This window comes from Dietzia sp. JS16-p6b (assembly GCF_003052165.1).
GTDB lineage: Bacteria > Actinomycetota > Actinomycetes > Mycobacteriales > Mycobacteriaceae > Dietzia.
Genome location: NZ_CP024869.1, coordinates 878616 through 894789, shown reverse-complemented (window position 1 = coordinate 894789; position 16174 = coordinate 878616). Strand labels below are relative to the sequence as shown.

Below are 16174 nucleotides of genomic sequence, written 5' to 3'. Positions count from 1 at the left end.
GGGTGCGGCCCCGCCCCGAGGCCGGTCGACGAGACCGGCCCGCCCGACCGTGAAGACGGTAGGGCGGGCCGGCGTCGGGTCCGGATGGACGAGTGGGATCAGTGGTTGATCGTCTTCTCCACACCGACACCCGTGAGGGAACGGACCTCCATCTCGACCCGCTTCTCCGGGAACTCGTCCTTCTTGCCGAGGAAGGTGCCGATGATCCCGAGGAGGAACGCCAGCGGGATCGACACGATGCCCGGGTTGGACAGCGGGAACAACGAGAAGTCGACACTGGTGATCATCGACTTCGGGCCGCCCGACACCGCGGGCGAGAGCGCGATCAGCACGAGTGTGCTGATCAGGCCGCCGTACATCGAGAACAGCGCGCCGGTGGTGTTGAACCGCTTCCAGAACAGCGAGTAGAGGATGGTCGGCAGGTTCGCCGAGGCCGCGATGGCGAACGCCAGGGCCACGAGGAAGGCGATGTTCTGCCCCATGGCGCCGATCCCCATGATGATGGACGCGATACCGATCACCACGACGGTGATCCGCGACACCCGCAACTGGGCCTTCTCGGTCGCCTTCCCGTGCTTGATGACGCCGTTGTAGATGTCGTGTGCGAACGACGCGGAGGCCGTGATGGCGAGACCCGCGACCACCGCGAGAATCGTCGCGAAGGCGACCGCCGAGATGATCCCGAGGAAGATCTCCCCGCCGAGCGCGAAGGCCAGCAGCGGGGCCGCCGAGTTCACGCCACCGGGCGCCGCCTCGATCACCTCCGACCCCACCATCGCCGCGGCACCGAAACCGAGGACCAGGGTGAACAGGTAGAACGACCCGATGAGCGCGATCGCCCAGGTGACCGAGCGGCGGGCCTCCTTGGCGGTGGGGACCGTGTAGAAGCGCATCAACACGTGGGGCAGGCCCGCGGTACCGAAGACCAGGGCGATCGACAGGGAGATGAAGTCGAGTTTGCTCGTCTCGGTGGCGCCGTACTGCAGGCCGGGCTGCAGGAGGTCCCTGCCGGAGTTGGCCACGGCCTCACCGAGGAGCGCCGAGAAGTTGCCCCGCACCGCCACCAGGACGAACAGGCACATGATCAACACGCCGCCGACCAGGAGGACGGCCTTGACCATCTGCACGTACGTGGTGCCCTTCATGCCACCGACGAGCACGTAGACGATCATCAGGAGCCCGACGACCGCCACGACGATCGCCTGCCCGGTGGAGTCGTTGATGTTGAGCAGGAGCGCCACCAGACCGCCGGCGCCCGCCATCTGTGCGATGAGATAGAACAGGCACACCGAGAGGGTCGCCAGGGCCGCGGCCATGCGGACGGGCCGCTGCTTGAGACGGAAGCTGAGCACGTCCGCCATCGTGAACCGGCCCGTGTTGCGCATCAGTTCGGCGACCAGCATCAGCGCGACCAGCCACGCCACCAGGAACCCGATGGAGTAGAGGAAACCGTCGTAACCGTTGATGGCGATGGCGCCGGCGATGCCCAGGAACGAGGCGGCCGAGAGGTAGTCACCGGCGATCGCGAACCCGTTCTGCGGCCCCGTGAAGGTGGAGCCACCGGTGTAGAAGTCCTTGGTCGACTTGGTCGACTTGGACGCCCGGAGGACGAGGGTCATGGTCACGACGATGAAGATCCCGAACACGACCATGTTGAGAAGCGTGCTGCCGACCTGCTCACCGGGGGCGAGCTCGCGGATGTTGTACAGCCAGTCGCCCATCAGGCCACCTCACCTTCCAGCTCGTGGCGGATCGCTTCCGCGCGGGGATCGACCACCCGGTTGGCGAACCGGATGTAGAGGAACGTGATGAGGAACGTGGTGACGAACTGCGCCAACCCGATGATCAGCCCCCAGGTGATGTTCCCGAAGACCTTGGTCGCCATGAAGTCGGTCGCATAGACCGCCAGGAGCACGTACAGGAAGTACCAGACGAGGAAGGCGATCGTCATGGGGAAGACGAACGCCCTGAACTTGCTGCGCAACTCCTGGAATTCCGGGCTGGAGTGCATCGCCTCGAAGTCAGCCGGCTCCGGGCTGCGTCGTGACGATCCTCCCACCGGTGGATCAGCTGGCTGGGACACGGAGGTCCTCCGTTTCAATTGTCTCGAGCCGCACCGCTGTAGTGATGGGCCTCACAGATTTGGACGGAAGAAGTGTGACACGGGACACAAGCCTTTGCCGAGTGCGGTGTGTCCCCCGGAGGCTGATTCGCCAAAAGTCCTGGTGGACCCACCCCCGTCGGAGGGGTAGACCACCTAATCCGGGGGGTCGAGGGGTGAGGTCGCTCACCGATGACCCCGGCGCCCTCCGGAAACAGCGGACGTGCGGGCCGGTCGCCGCTCGGGCCCGCTGACACTCAGGTCATCGACCGCGGAACACCGGTGGCCTCTTCTCCGCGCGGGCGGCCCGCGCCTCGGCCATGTCCTCGCTACGCCAGGCGAGTTGTTGCAGCTCGGTGTGTTCGTCGCGGGGCAGGAGCCGGGCGTCGTCGTCATTGATCACGGACTTGATGTGCCGGAGGCTCAGGGGGGCGAACCGCGCGATCTCCGCGGCGAGTTCCATCGCCGTGTCGAGGTCACCGATCTCGTTGGCCAGGCCGATCCGGGCCGCCTCCTCCGCGCCCACCGGACGCGCGGTCATGAGGACCGACCGCGCGTGTCCTCCCCCGACCACGTTGGCGAGCCGCTTGATGGTCCAGTTGTCCAGGGCCAACCCCACCTTCACGACGGGTACCGCGAACACCGCGCCGGGGGCCACGACGCGGAGATCGGCGGCCAGGGCGAGCTGGACCCCGGCGCCGACTGCGGGCCCGTTGACGGCCGCGATGACGGGGACCGGCACCGACTCCACCGCCTCGAGCATCGCGGCGTGGGCGTCGTAGAAGTTCAGGTTGTACACGCCGCCGGACAGGTCGGCGCCGGCGCAGAAGGCCGACCCCGCCCCGGTGATGACGATCGCCCGGACCGGGTCCTCACCCTCCGCCGCGGCTCCCGCGACTTCGATCGCCTCCCGCAGGGCCGTGCAGACCTCCGCGTCGAGGGCGTTGCGGGTGCGGTGACGGTCGATGGTGACGACGGCGACGGGTCCGTCACTGCGTGTGTCGATCATGGCGGCGGGGCCTTCCGGTGCGTCGCGGTCTTCTGTGTCGCGGTCTGGTCGTCGCGGTCTGGTCGTGGCGGACTCGAGGCGGGGGTACTCTCCTGCACCCGTGACCGAGGATACCTGCTGGTGAACGCGCCCACCGTACGATGCGTCCATGGCCAGAACCGGAGCTCTGCAGATCCTCGACATGGTCCTCGACGACGGGTCGTTCCGGTCCTGGGACGGCCCGCCGCTGCGCTCGCCCCAGGTCGACTCGGTCCCGGGGTACGAGGACTCCCTCGAGCGCGCGGCGCGGGTGTCCGGGGTGGACGAGGCCGTCATCTCCGGTGAGGGGACCCTCCTGGGTCGGCGCGTGGTGTTCATCGCCTGCGAGTTCGACTTCCTCGCGGGCTCGATCGGAATCGCGGCGGCGGAGCGGATCGTGTCCGCGATCGAGCGAGCCACCGCCGAGCGCCTGCCGATCCTGGCGTCCCCGACGTCCGGTGGGACCCGCATGCAGGAGGGCACGATCGCCTTCCTGCAGATGGTCAAGATCTCCGCCGCCGTGGCCGGGCACAAGTCGGCGGGGCTCCCCTACCTCGTCTACCTGCGCCACCCGACCACCGGAGGGGTGTTCGCCTCGTGGGGGTCGTTGGGCCACGTCTCCGTGGCCGAACCCGGCGCGTTGATCGGGTTCCTGGGACCCCGGGTGTACGAGGCGCTCTACGAGGCCCCCTTCCCGGAGGGCGTGCAGGTGTCGGAGAACCTCGCCCGCCGCGGCATGATCGACGGCGTACTCCCCCCGGAGGGGGTGCGGGACCTCACGGCGCGGGCCCTGCGCGTCCTCTGCCAGGACCCCCCGTGTCAGGACGAACCGGCGCCACCGCACGGGCCCGTCCCCGAGCCGGAGTCCGACCGCGCCGAGCCGCCCGACGCATGGGACGCCATCGTCCGCTCCCGCCGCCGCGACCGCCCCGGTGCCCGGTCGTTCCTGGAGCGTGTTGCCCCGGACCGGGTCCCGCTCTCGGGCACCGGTCAGGGCGAGGACAGCGGGTCGCTGTTGCTCTCCCTGGCGCGGTTCCGAGGGCAGTCCGCGGTGGTGCTGGCCCAGGACCGTGACGCGGAGAACGAGACGAGCCCGCTCGGCCCGTCCGCACTTCGCTCCGCGCGGCGCGGCATGCGCATCGCCGCCGAGATCGGGGTCCCGTTGGTCCTGCTCATCGACACCCGCGGGGCCGCGTTGTCCCGAGAGGCCGAGGAGGGCGGTCTCGCGGGAGAGATCGCCCGCAGCTTGGCCGACCTGGTCACCCTGCCCACCCCGACGGTCTCGGTGATCCTCGGCCAGGGCACGGGGGGCGCCGCGTTGGCGATGCTCCCCGCGGACCGCGTGCTGTGCGCCCGTCACGGGTGGCTCGCCCCGCTCCCCCCCGAGGGCGCGAGCGCGATCCTCTACCACGAGACCACCCGGGCACCCGAGGTGGCGCGATCCCAGGGGATCACCTCGTCCGACCTCCTCCGGGCGGGGATCGTCGACGTGGTCGTCCCCGAGCGACCCGATGCGGCGGACGAACCGGACGCCTTCTGCGACCGGCTGGCGGACGCCGTCGCCTCGGCTCTCGTCGAGGTCAGGCGACGTCCCCCCGAGCGGAGGTATGCGGAGCGGATGTCGCGGTATCGGGACCTCGGTCTGAGACTAGAGTGAAACGCGTCACAGGCCGTCGGCACTGATTCGGGGGCCGCATCGCCGCACGAGAGGCTCAACCGATGTCGGACTCCACGACCTCGTCGACCTACGCCGAGGCCCACCGGCTCTCGATCACCGATCCCGATGCCTTCTGGCTGGAGGCCGCCGGCGCCATCGACTGGACCACGCCCCCCACGACCGCGGTCGACGGGTCCAGGCCGCCGTTCTACCGCTGGTTCCCCGACGGCCGACTCAACACGTCGTACAACTGCCTCGACCGCCATGTCGAGGAGGGACGAGGGGACCAGGCCGCGTTCATCTACGACTCGGCGGTGACCGGGGCCACCGAGACCATCACGTACTCCCAGTTGCTCGAGCAGGTCCAGGCCTTCGCGGGTGCGCTCGTCGCCGAGGGAGTGGGCCACGGCGACCGGGTCGTGATCTACATGCCCATGGTTCCCCGCGCGGCCGTGGCGATGCTCGCGTGCGCCCGGATCGGCGCCGTGCACTCCGTCGTGTTCGGGGGTTTCGCCGCGCCGGAGCTGGCCATACGCATCGACGACGCCCGGCCGAAGGTGGTGGTGACCTCGCCCGGCGGAATCGAGCCCACCCGCAAGGTCCCCTACTTCCCGATGGTCGCCAAAGCCCTGGGTCTCGCCCGCCACACACCGGGTGCGGTGATCGTCGCCGACCGACCGGACCAGTTCCCGGACGAGTCCTTTCCCGAGACCCCCGGCACCACCTGGAGCGACTGGGATGAGGCGGTCGCGGGGTCGGAGCCGACCGGGCCCGTCCCCGTCGCCGCGACGGACCCGCTGTACATCCTGTACACGTCCGGGACCACGGGCCTGCCCAAGGGCGTCGTGCGGGACAACGGTGGCCACGCCGTCGCGCTGGCGTGGTCGATGTGGAACGTCTACGGGGTCCGCCCCGGCGAGGTCTGGTGGACGGCCTCGGACGTCGGCTGGGTCGTGGGACACTCGTACATCGTCTACGGCCCGCTGCTGGTGGGCGCGACGTCCATCATCTACGAGGGCAAACCGGTCGGCACCCCGGACGCCGGCGCGTTCTGGAGGGTGATCGCCGAGCACGGGGCCACCGCGCTGTTCACCGCGCCCACGGCCGTCCGGGCCATCCGTAAGGAGGACCCGGAGGGCCGGGAGATCGCCCGGTACGACCTGTCCGGTATGCGCACCCTGTTCTGTGCGGGCGAACGGCTGGATCCCGACACCTATCGATGGGCCACGGAGAAGCTGGGCAAGCCCGTGGTGGACAACTGGTGGCAGACCGAGACGGGCTGGCCCATCGCCTCCAACCTGCGCGGTCTCGAGCCTATGCCGATCAAGGCAGGGTCCCCCACCGTGCCCGTACCCGGATACGACCTGCGCGTCCTGGATGCCGGGGGGACTGAACTGCCCGCGGGGGAGGAGGGCAACCTGGCGATCCGGCTGCCGATGGCGCCGGGCACCCTGTCGGGCCTGTGGGAGGACGACGAGAGGTTCATCTCCTCGTACATGTCCGTCTTCGACGGGTACTACTCCACCGGAGACGGCGGCTACATCGACTCCGACGGTTACGTCTACGTCATGGGCCGGACCGACGACGTCATCAACGTCGCCGGCCACCGGTTGTCGACGGGCTCCATGGAGGCCGTGATCGCCACCCACCCCGCGGTGGCCGAGGCCGCCGTCATCGGTGTGAAGGACGAACTCAAGGGCCAACGGCCGGTCGGGTACGTGGTCCTCAAGTCCGGTCAGGTCCGCGATCCCGAGGAGTTGCGGGCGGAGTTGGTGGCGATGGTCCGCGAGGAGATCGGCGCGGTGGCCACCTTCCGCGACTGCACGGTCGTGCAGGGCCTGCCCAAGACCCGGTCGGGCAAGATCCTGCGCAAGACGATGCGACAGATCGCGGACGGACACGAGGACGTCACAGTCCCGTCGACGATCGAGGACCCGGCCGTGCTCGATGCACTCACACCGTTCCTCCGACCGGCGGAATAGGGCGCGCCGGCCGTCACCCGTGGTCGCCGCGGCGGACCCCGCACACGACGACGCCCCGCCCCCCGGAACGGGGGGCGGGGCGTCGGGTTGAGACGGGGGCGGTCTCAGGCGTCGAGCAGATCGATGACGAACACCAGGGTCTTGCCGCCGAGCGGGTGCAGGGCCGCGGAGGTCCCGTAGGCCTTGTCCGGCGGGATGACCAGCTGACGGCGACCCCCGACCTTCATGCCCGGGATCCCTTCCTGCCAGCCCTGGATGAGGCCGTTGAGCGGGAACGTGATGGACTCGCCCCGGTCCCACGAGGAGTCGAACTGCTCGCCGGTCTCGTAGTCGACACCGACGTAGTGGACGGTGACGTTACCGCCGGCCACCGCCTCGGCGCCCTCCCCGACAGTGAGGTCCGCGCTGACGAGGTCAGTGGGGGCGGGGCCGGTCGGCATGTCGATCTCGGGCTTGTCCATGGTGTCTCCTCCTGGAGTCCGTTTCCCGGGCTCAGCGCTGGCTGATCGGGGTGAAGCTCCGCTCGGCCGGGCCGGTGTAGACCTGGCGCGGGCGGTTGATCTTGGTGGACGGATCCTCGCGCATCTCGCGCCAGTGCGCGATCCACCCCGGCATCCGGCCGAGCGCGAACAGCACGGTGAACATCTCGGTGGGGAAGCCCATCGCGCGATAGATGAGGCCGGTGTAGAAGTCCACGTTCGGGTAGAGCTTGCGCTCGACGAAGTAGTCGTCGGCCAACGCGGTCTCCTCGAGCTTGAGCGCGATCTCGAGAAGAGGGTCGTTGCTCTGCGACAGCAGGGCGTGCGCGTGCTTCTTCGCGATCTGGGCGCGCGGGTCATAGCTCTTGTAGACGCGGTGGCCGAAGCCCATCAGCTTGACGCCGTCCACCTTGTTCTTGACACGATCCATGTAGTCGGTGGCGTCGCCGCCCTCCGACTCGATGCGCTCGAGCATCTCGAGCACGGCCTGGTTGGCCCCACCGTGCAGCGGCCCGTACAGGGCGTTGATGCCGCCGGTGATGGAGGCGTACAACGGCGCCTCGGAGGACCCGACCATGCGGACGGTCGAGGTGGAGCAGTTCTGTTCGTGGTCCGCGTGGAGGACGAGCAGCATGTCGAGGGCGTCGGCGATCTCGTCGGTGACCTCGTAGTCCGGCCCGAACGTCATACGGAGGAAGTTTCGGACGTATCCGAGCGAGGGGTCCGGATCGACGGCGTCATGGCCACGTCGGATGCGCTCGATGGCGGCGGCGAGAGTCGGGCCGCGGCCCAACAGCCGGGCGGTGGCCAGGTCCACGGCCTTGGGGTCGTCGATGTCGAGGTCGTCCCCGTGGGTCCCGAAGAGGCTCACACCGGCGGAGAAGACGGGCATCGGGTGGGTGTCCAGCGGGAACGCCTGCAGCAGCGGCATCATCTGGCCAGGCAGCGCGGTCTCCCCGAGCACCTTCTCGGTGAACTCCGCGAGCTGGGCCTCCGTCGGGTCCTCACCGTAGATGAGCAGGTAGGAGACCTCGAGGAACGAGGCGTTGTCGGCGAGCTGGTCGATCGGATACCCGCGGTGACGCAGGATGCCCTCGTTGCCGTCGATGTAGGTGATCGAGGAGGTGCAGGCGGAGGTGTTGACGAACCCGACGTCCAGTGTGGTCATCCCGGTCTTGGCCAGCAGTGAACCCAACTGCACCGCGTCGCTTCCGCAGGTCGCGTCCACCACGTCGAGCGCGAGCTCACCGCCGGGATAGGACAGTGTTGCCTTGCGGTCCGAACCGTTCGAGCCTGCGGTCACGCGATTCCCTCTCCGACGACTGGTCCCGGCGGCATCTCCCGCCACGAATGTGCTGTGCCACACCCTACCGTGACGGTCGCCCGCGCTCCGAAGCGTGCACCGGTCCGCTCCCCCCGGGCCGTGCCCGCCCGGGGGGCCGATACGCGTGCGCGACCCGTCAGCGGGTCAGGGTTGCAGCCGCCGGACCGTCCACCCCCCCTGTTCCCGGAGACATTCCACCCGGTCATGGAACCGGTCCCGACCCCCCTGCCAGAACTCCACACGGTCCGGGCGAAGTCGGTATCCACCCCACCGGTCGGGCATCGGGATCTCCTCGACGTCCGCGAGCCGCTCCTCGGCGACCCGGTAGAGCGCGTTCAACTCCTCGACCCCGCCCACGGGCTGCGACTGCTCCGACGCCCACGCCGCCACCTGGGACCCCCTCGGACGCGTACGCCAGTACGCCAGGCTCTCCGCCCGCTCCAGTGGACTGCAGCGGCCCTCGACGTGGACCTGGCGTTCCACCGTCAACCACGGGAACGTCGCCGAGGCGTACCCGGACCGCGCCAACTGCACACCTTTGCGGGAGCTCATCGTCGTGAAGAACGTCAGGCCCCGGTCGTCCGCGCCCTTGCACAGCACCGTCCGGGTCGACGGCCTGCCGTCGACGCCGACGGTGCCGAGGACCATCGCGTTGGGCTCGCGCACACCCCGGTGGCCGGCCTCCTCGAGCCACGCGGCGAAGAGCGGCAGCCAGCCGTCGTGCAGATCGCCCACGTCCAGGCTGGTGTGCAGACCGTATCCGACGCGCATCGTGTCGAAGTCGGCCGGTTCGATTGCGGGATCGCCCATGTCCCAGACGCTACTCCGAGGCCGACGCGCCCCCGACTAGGATGGTGACGATCGAGAATCCCACCACAAGGAACGGCACCCCACGAGCATGAGCGATCAGTTGCCCACCATCCCCGCCGACCTCGCGCCCGCCGACGGCCGCTTCGGCTGCGGCCCGTCCAAGGTCCGCCCCGAGCAGATCGAGGCCGTCTCCGCCGCCGCCACCTCGGTGATGGGCACCAGCCACCGCCAGGCGCCGGTCAAGAACGTCGTGGGAAGGATCCGTGAGGGCCTGTCCTCCCTGTTCTCCCTCCCCGAGGGATACGAGGTCGTGTTGGGCAACGGCGGCACCACCGCGTTCTGGGACGCCGCGGCGTTCGGCCTGGTCCGCGAGAAGTCCCTCCACCTGACCTACGGTGAGTTCTCCTCGAAGTTCGCCAAGGTCACCGGCGCTGCGCCCTTCCTCGCCGACCCGATAGTGGTCTCGGCCGAGCCGGGGTCGGCGCCCGATCCCACCTCGGACCCGTCCGTGGACCTCATCGGCTGGGCGCACAACGAGACCTCCACGGGTGTGATGGTGCCGGTGACCCGCCCGGCGGGCTCGGAGGACGCCCTCGTCGCGATCGACGCCACCTCCGGGGCCGGCGGGCTTCCCGTCGACATCTCCGACGCCGACGTCTACTACTTCGCGCCGCAGAAGTGCTTCGCCTCCGACGGTGGCATCTGGGTGTCGATCATGAGCCCGGCCGCCCTCGAGCGCGTGTCCGAGATCGCGGCCACCGACCGCTGGTGCCCGGACTTCCTCTCGTTGCCCACCGCGGTGGACAACTCCTCCAAGAACCAGACGTACAACACCCCGGCCGTGGCCACCCTGTTGATGTTCGCCGACCAGATCGAGTGGATGAACACCCAGGGCGGTCTGGACTGGTGCGTGGCGCGCACCCGGGACTCGTCCTCCCGCCTGTACGACTGGGCCGAGGCCAGCGACTACGCCACGCCTTTCGTCACCGAGCCCGCCCACCGTTCGCAGGTCGTCGGCACCATCGACCTCGACGCGTCGATCGACGCCGCACTGGTCGCCAAGACCCTGCGGGCGAACGGCATCCTCGACACCGAGCCGTACCGCAAGCTCGGCCGCAACCAGCTCCGCATCGGCATGTTCCCGGCGATCGACCCCGAGGACGTCACGCGACTGACCCGGTGCATCGACCACGTGGTGGGGCAGCTCGGCTGACCCCCGGCCCACAATTCCGCAGCCCACCCGGCCCGTCACGACGCCGGGTGGGCTGTGCTGACCTACGATGGTGGGAACGCCCGGGGCCCGGGAGCGCGCCGTTCGAGCCGCCCAGGGGACCGCGAGGAGTCGAGGAGGCGGTATGCGGAAGCTGAGGATCATCGGGGTGGACGCCGACTCGGCCGTGGTCGAGTGTGAGCTCCCCGACTCGGGCGAGACCCTGGCCCTCCCCCTCGACGACAGGTTCCGCGCCGCCGCCCGCGGAGAAGCCGTGACCCCCGAGGCGTCCCGGAGCGTTCCCGTCACGGGCACGCTGCGCCCGCGAGAGATCCAGGACCGGATCCGGCACGGCGCCTCCCCCGAGGACGTCGCCGCCGACGCCGGGGTCCCGATGTCCCGGATCGAGGGATTCGCCGTCCCCGTGCTCCTCGAGCGCGCGACCGCGGCCGAACTCGCGCGGGCGTCGCACCCGGTCCTCCCGGACGGACCCGCGCTCGACACCCTCGCCGACAGGGTCGAATCCGCCCTCGATCACCGCGGCGTCGACCCGGACGTCGTCGCGTGGGACGCCTGGCGCGACCGTGCCGGTGGATGGATCGTCCGGGTCTCCTGGCCCGCCGGGCTCTCGGACGACGCCTCGGCGACCTGGTCATTCGTCCCCGATTCCCACGGGGGGTCCGCCCGGGCGTTGGACGACGAGGCCGAGCGCCTCCTCGATCCGTCCCGCGCCACGGCTCTGCGCACCGTCACCTCGCCTCCCCCGCTCCCGCCGGGACCTCCGCCGATCCGTTCCGTGCCGACGCCCGTCCGCCCCGCGCGCGGTGGGTCGGAGGCCGCCCCGGTCGAGAGGTCGACATCCCAGGCCGGACACTCCCCCGGGTCCGCGTCAGCAGACCCCGAAGACCCCGTCGAGGACCACTTCCTGCAGCACCCGCCTGCCGAACCCGAGCGCCGCACCGCCCGTCGGCACCCGACCATGCCCTCGTGGGAGGACGTCCTGCTCGGCGTCCGTGGCAAGGACGACTGAGACCCGCCATGGGCCACCACGTCGCGACCTTCTGGTATGTCGGAACGGACGACCCGTCCGCTCCCATCAGGTCCGGCCACCCCTCTGACCCCGGGTTCGCCCGGCGTCTGCTCTCCCGCCTCCACCCGACCGTCACACTCGCCTCGCTGGGGATGTTCCCCCTCAACCGGTCGGCATCCGCTGGTCCCGGTGAGGTGTACGTCGGGTCGTATCCCGGATTGACCGTTCTGCAGACCCAGCTCGAGCAGCCCGTACTGCCCTCCGCGACCGACGAGACGTGGTTACGCCTCGTGGAGGCTCCCACGGTTCTGTTGTTCTCGCACGACCCCGACCACGGGATCAGCGGGTTCGCCCGGTGGGAGTCGGGTCGGCTGGTGCGCTCGTTCGCCGGGGCGGACGACCGGATCGTCGAGGACGAGGGCATGCCGCTGCCGTTCGAGCGGCCCTACTGGGCGGGTGAGTTCCCGCCGGCCGGCGCCGACGACACGCCGCTCGCGCTCCCGTTCTCGCCGTCGTCGCTACTCCACGCCGCCCACCGTGACTGGCTGGGGTTCGATCTGTCGCCGGGCGGGCTCGACGTCCCCGTGCACGGCTTCGCCACCGACGGGCGCCGCGAGGTCCGCCAACGCAGCGCGCCCACCGGGGCCGCGGTGCACGTGGTGGGCTCTCCCGGCCGCGCCGAACTCCATGCCGCCACCCGTCGCGACTCCCACCCCGCCAGCAGAGATGCCGGTTCGTCCTCCCCGTACGCCGACGACGACTACGAACGGGCGCCGCTCGTCCCCGCGGTGGCGCGGGCCTCCTCTCCCGTCACCGGGGCCGTCCGCAGGATCGCCGGCGTCCTCGGTGACACCGTGCGGCGCGCCGGCGGGGCGATGAACCGTCGTCTGGCGAACCGGCGCTGACGACGCCGCCGGACCCTAGTCGCGCGACCGCTCGTAGAACGCCACGGCCGCAGCCGTGGCCACGTTGAGCGAGTCGGTTCCCGCTGTCATGGGTATCGCCGCCCGGACGTCGCACGCACGCATCGCGTGCTCGGTGAGCCCCGGCCCCTCGGCGCCGAGGACGAAGGCCACCTTGTCGGCGTCGACGGCGCGGGAGAGCGGAACCTCCCCGGAGGGGGTCAGCGCCACGGTGGTGAAACCCCGCGCTCGCAGATCCCCGAGGGAGCGGTGCCAGGTGGTCGGGGTCCCGTGCAGGTGCGCGAACGGCAACCGCAGGACGTGTCCCATGGACACGCGCACCACCCGCCGGTAGAGCGGGTCCCCGGTGGCGGCACCGAACAGCACCCCGTCGACACCGAGCGCCGCGCAGTTGCGGAAGATGGCCCCCAGGTTCTCGGGGTCGTTGACCCCTTCGAGCACCACGAGGGTCCGGGCGCCGTCCACGACCGCGTCGACGTCGAGCGGGGCCGGCCGGTGGGCGGCGGCGAGGATGTCGCGGCTGGACCGGAACCCGATCACCTCGCTGAGCACGTCCTTGGTGGTGCGCAGGTAGACGGCTCCGGCGGCCCGTTCGTCGGCATCCCAGCCCTCCGCGGTCGCCTCGCGGCGCAGTTGCCGCAGTCGGGCGTCGGTCCCCAGCAGGAGGTGCGGCCGGAACCGGGACAGGAGCATCCTCCCCACCACGTAGGTGCCCTCGGCGATCACCAGGCCCCGCCCTCCCGGCAGGTCGGGGCGGCGGTCGGAGTGGTTGAGATCGCGGAGGTCGTCCAGCCGGGGATCGGCGGGATCGGAGACGTCGGCGACGAGCACTGTCCGCGCCGCTCAGGCCAGAAGGTCGGTGATGGGCCCGATCGCGAAGAACACGAGGAACGCCGCCGCGACCACCCACAGCAGCGGGTGGACCGACCGGGCCTTGCCGGTGGCCGTGGCCATCACGACCCAGGCCACGAACCCGATCCCTATCCCGTTGGCGATGGAGTACGTGAACGGCATGGTGACGATGGTGAGGAACGCCGGCAGGGCGATGGAGAATCTCGTGAAGTCGATGTTGATGATCTGCGACATCATGAGCGCGCCGACCACCACGAGCGCGGGGGCGGCCGCCTCGACGGGGACGACCTCGTAGAGCGGTGTGAAGAACATCGCGACGAGGAAGAGGACACCCGTGACGATGTTCGCCAGTCCGGTTCGGGCGCCCTCGGCGATACCCGTCGCCGACTCGAGGAAGACGGTGTTGGAGGAGGACGAGGTGAATCCACCGGCGACGGCCCCGACTCCCTCGACCACGAGCGCGGTCTTCATGTTGGGCAGGTTGCCGTTCTCGTCCATGAGCCCGGCCTCTTTGCCCAGGCCGGTGAAGGTACCCATGGCGTCGAAGAAGTTCGCGAGCAGCAGGGTGAAGACGAACAGGCCGGCGGCAAGGGGGCCGATGCGGACGAATGCGCCGAAGAGGTCCACCTGCCCGATGAGGGAGAGGTTGGGCAGTCCGCCGAGCGTCTCTGGAATGCCCGGGACCGCGAGGTTCCACCCCGTGGGCGAGGGCTCGCCGTCGACGAACGACGGGCCGGCGTCCGCGATCGCCTCGACGATGATGGCCACGACGGTGGTGACCACGATGCCGATGAAGATGCCGCCGCGCACCTGACGGGCCACGAGGATCCCGCACAGCAGCAGCCCGAACGCGAACACGGCCGTGGGCCACGACGCGATCGATCCCTCGATCCCCAGCCCCACCGGCACCGTGGTGCCCGCGGCGTCGGGGAGTCGACGCACGAACCCGGAGTCGACGAACCCGACCATGGCGATGAACAGCCCGATGCCCACGGCGATGGCGGCCTTGAGGTCCGGGGGAATGGCGTCGAAGACCGCCTTGCGGAACCCGCTCACCGCGAGGATGACGATGATGACGCCCTCGATGACGATCAGCCCCATCGCCTCGGCCCAGGTGACCTGCCTGGCGATGGTGACCGCGACCAGGGAGTTGATGCCCAGGCCGGTGGCGAAGGCGAACGGATAGCGGGCGATCGCGCCGAAGGCCACCGTCATCACCCCGGCGGTGAACGCGGTGACCGCGGCGATCTCGATGATCGACAGCTGGTTGCCCTCGACGTCGACACCCGAACCGAGGATCAGCGGGTTGAGCACGATGATGTAGGCCATCGCGAAGAAGCTGACCACCCCGCCGCGCACCTCGCGGGACACGGTCGAACCGCGCTCGCTGATCTTGAAGTACCGGTCGAGGGGGCCCCGTGCTGGGGACCGCGACGGGGCCCCGGTGCTCTGCGACATCTGGAGACCTTCCTGGCGGTGGTGAGGAACCGTCATAGGGTAACCGGCCCTCCGCCTGCGGTAGCGTCGCGGTCATGACCGAGAGGCCGACAGAGCCGCAGGTGCCCCGAATCCCGGGCTACCTCCTGGACCCGCGGCCCGTCGTCCTCATCGGGACCCTCGCGTGGACGATCGCCCTCCTGGCGATGATGCTCATGGACGAGGTGGACATGCGCGCGGTCATCCTCTGCGCGGTCGGTGTGGGTGTGGGTGCGATCGGCACGCTCGTGTACGCGCTCCAGCGGCGTGCGGTCCTGCGCGGCAGCGCGGGGGCACAGGTCGGTCTCGACTTCGACCACACGTGAGCCGGCCCGCCCGAGGGGTCTGCGGGGTCAGGCCTGGTCGGCGGGGTCAGGCCTGGTCGGGAGCGCTCGCCTGACCGGTCTCCCCTACCTGGTCCTGGGCGTCCGCCGCCCCGCGCGCCCGGGCGGCCGAGGCCGCCAGCTGCTGGGGAAGGACCACCACGTCCACGGCTGCGTCGTCATACGCCTCGGCCACAGGGGCCGTGGACTCGGTGGCCACCTGCACCTCGCTGTGGGCGCCGCAGCCGTACTGGAGATGAACAACCTGCCCGTCGGCGGAGTACTCGTTGGCACACACCCCGAACATCGCCCCCAGCGAACCGGAGATCGGGAGCAGGAAACCACAGGACCCGCAGTGGTGCCTGGCCCCGCGGGCGATCTCGGAGTCCGGGCCGCGCGCGGCGGCCCAACGGGCGGCGGCGGCCGACCGGCCCTCCCGACTCAGGTGCCGGGGCCGTCCGAGGCCCACGGGGCCGGCGACCTCGTCGAGCTCGTCGTCTCCGGTGAGGAACTGCCCGGGCACCAGTCGCTCGTCATCCTCCGCAGGGGGCAGGAGATCGCCCGCACCCAGATCTCCCGGCCGGATCCTCTTCTCCCAGGGCACCCATTCCGGGGCCACGACCGACCCTGGCCCGGGGAGGAGGGAGATCTCGTCGACCGTCACCTCACCGCCGGGGACCAGCGCCAGGACACAGGCCCAGTACCACCCCCGGTAGCCGGCGAGGTCGGACGCGAAGCGGTGGGTCGTGGTGAACGGCGCCTCGACGACGCTCCCCAGGTGCTCACCCACCCCGTGGACCGCGAACTCCTCCACGGCCGCACGGGCCACGTCGACGCCCGAGGCCAGTCGCTCGCGCAGGGCCTCGTCGAAGCCCGAGGCCTGATCGGTGCTCACGGGGTCCGCCTCCTGATCCGTGTCTACCTCGGTGTTCACCCGACCCATTATGCGCGCCATCGCCACGACGTCGCGGTTCGGCCCG

15 protein-coding genes are annotated in these 16174 nt (G+C 70.3%); 6 read left to right on the top strand and 9 right to left on the bottom strand.

The features are described from left to right. Window positions 1-98: 98 nt before the first annotated feature. The 3 genes from CT688_RS04040 to CT688_RS04030 all read right to left on the bottom strand — a co-directional run bounded on the left by CT688_RS04040 (window position 99) and on the right by CT688_RS04030 (window position 3110). A complete protein-coding gene (locus CT688_RS04040) occupies window positions 99-1721 on the bottom strand; it encodes a cation acetate symporter (RefSeq protein WP_107755854.1) in 1623 nt (540 codons plus the stop codon). Beyond that, on the bottom strand, window positions 1721-2011 hold the full coding sequence (locus tag CT688_RS04035) for a DUF485 domain-containing protein (RefSeq protein ID WP_042329896.1): 291 nt from the start codon (window positions 2009-2011) through the stop codon (window positions 1721-1723). Before CT688_RS04035 ends, CT688_RS04040 begins: the two co-directional genes overlap by 1 nt. Before the next feature lie 352 nt (window positions 2012-2363). Then, a complete protein-coding gene (locus tag CT688_RS04030) occupies window positions 2364-3110 on the bottom strand; it encodes an enoyl-CoA hydratase (protein WP_107755853.1) in 747 nt (248 codons plus the stop codon). Window positions 3111-3258: 148 nt separating this feature from the next. Between CT688_RS04030 and CT688_RS04025 the strand changes: the two genes are divergently transcribed. Continuing rightward, window positions 3259-4785: a carboxyl transferase domain-containing protein gene (locus tag CT688_RS04025; protein ID WP_107755852.1), complete on the top strand. Its 1527-nt coding sequence runs from the start codon at window positions 3259-3261 to the stop codon at window positions 4783-4785. Window positions 4786-4847: 62 nt separating this feature from the next. Beyond that, a complete protein-coding gene (locus CT688_RS04020; RefSeq protein ID WP_107755851.1) occupies window positions 4848-6767 on the top strand; it encodes a propionyl-CoA synthetase in 1920 nt (639 codons plus the stop codon). Window positions 6768-6871: 104 nt separating this feature from the next. Here CT688_RS04020 and CT688_RS04015 read toward each other — a convergent pair whose 3' ends face one another. From CT688_RS04015 to pdxH, 3 genes are all read right to left on the bottom strand, one after another. Then, window positions 6872-7228 (bottom strand): FKBP-type peptidyl-prolyl cis-trans isomerase, encoded by a 357-nt coding sequence (locus CT688_RS04015; protein WP_107755850.1) that lies wholly within the window; start codon window positions 7226-7228, stop codon window positions 6872-6874. Between the two features lie 31 nt (window positions 7229-7259). Continuing rightward, window positions 7260-8549, bottom strand: coding sequence for a citrate synthase (locus CT688_RS04010; RefSeq protein WP_107755849.1), 1290 nt, complete (start codon window positions 8547-8549; stop codon window positions 7260-7262). Window positions 8550-8714: 165 nt separating this feature from the next. Then, complete coding sequence (gene pdxH, locus CT688_RS04005) at window positions 8715-9380, bottom strand: pyridoxamine 5'-phosphate oxidase (protein WP_107755848.1); 666 nt, start codon at window positions 9378-9380, stop codon at window positions 8715-8717. An 88-nt stretch (window positions 9381-9468) separates the two neighbouring features. Between pdxH and serC the strand changes: the two genes are divergently transcribed. From serC to CT688_RS03990, 3 genes are all read left to right on the top strand, one after another. Next, on the top strand, window positions 9469-10593 hold the full coding sequence (serC, locus tag CT688_RS04000) for a phosphoserine transaminase (protein ID WP_107755847.1): 1125 nt from the start codon (window positions 9469-9471) through the stop codon (window positions 10591-10593). Between the two features lie 142 nt (window positions 10594-10735). After that, entirely contained in the window at window positions 10736-11620 is an 885-nt protein-coding gene (gene sepH / locus CT688_RS03995; RefSeq protein ID WP_107755846.1) for a septation protein SepH, read from the top strand. A gap of 8 nt (window positions 11621-11628) precedes the next feature. Next, window positions 11629-12525 (top strand): hypothetical protein, encoded by an 897-nt coding sequence (locus CT688_RS03990; protein ID WP_107755845.1) that lies wholly within the window; start codon window positions 11629-11631, stop codon window positions 12523-12525. Window positions 12526-12540: 15 nt separating this feature from the next. Here CT688_RS03990 and CT688_RS03985 read toward each other — a convergent pair whose 3' ends face one another. Continuing rightward, window positions 12541-13374: an RNA methyltransferase gene (locus tag CT688_RS03985; protein WP_107755844.1), complete on the bottom strand. Its 834-nt coding sequence runs from the start codon at window positions 13372-13374 to the stop codon at window positions 12541-12543. Between the two features lie 12 nt (window positions 13375-13386). Then, entirely contained in the window at window positions 13387-14853 is a 1467-nt protein-coding gene (locus tag CT688_RS03980; RefSeq protein ID WP_107755843.1) for an NCS2 family permease, read from the bottom strand. Window positions 14854-14927: 74 nt separating this feature from the next. Between CT688_RS03980 and CT688_RS03975 the strand changes: the two genes are divergently transcribed. Next, complete coding sequence (locus CT688_RS03975; RefSeq protein ID WP_031264944.1) at window positions 14928-15197, top strand: DUF2530 domain-containing protein; 270 nt, start codon at window positions 14928-14930, stop codon at window positions 15195-15197. A 46-nt stretch (window positions 15198-15243) separates the two neighbouring features. Here CT688_RS03975 and CT688_RS03970 read toward each other — a convergent pair whose 3' ends face one another. Beyond that, window positions 15244-16137 carry a DUF3027 domain-containing protein gene (locus CT688_RS03970; protein WP_197431501.1) on the bottom strand — a complete coding sequence of 298 codons (894 nt, stop codon included), beginning with the start codon at window positions 16135-16137 and terminating at the stop codon, window positions 15244-15246. Window positions 16138-16174 lie beyond the last annotated feature (37 nt).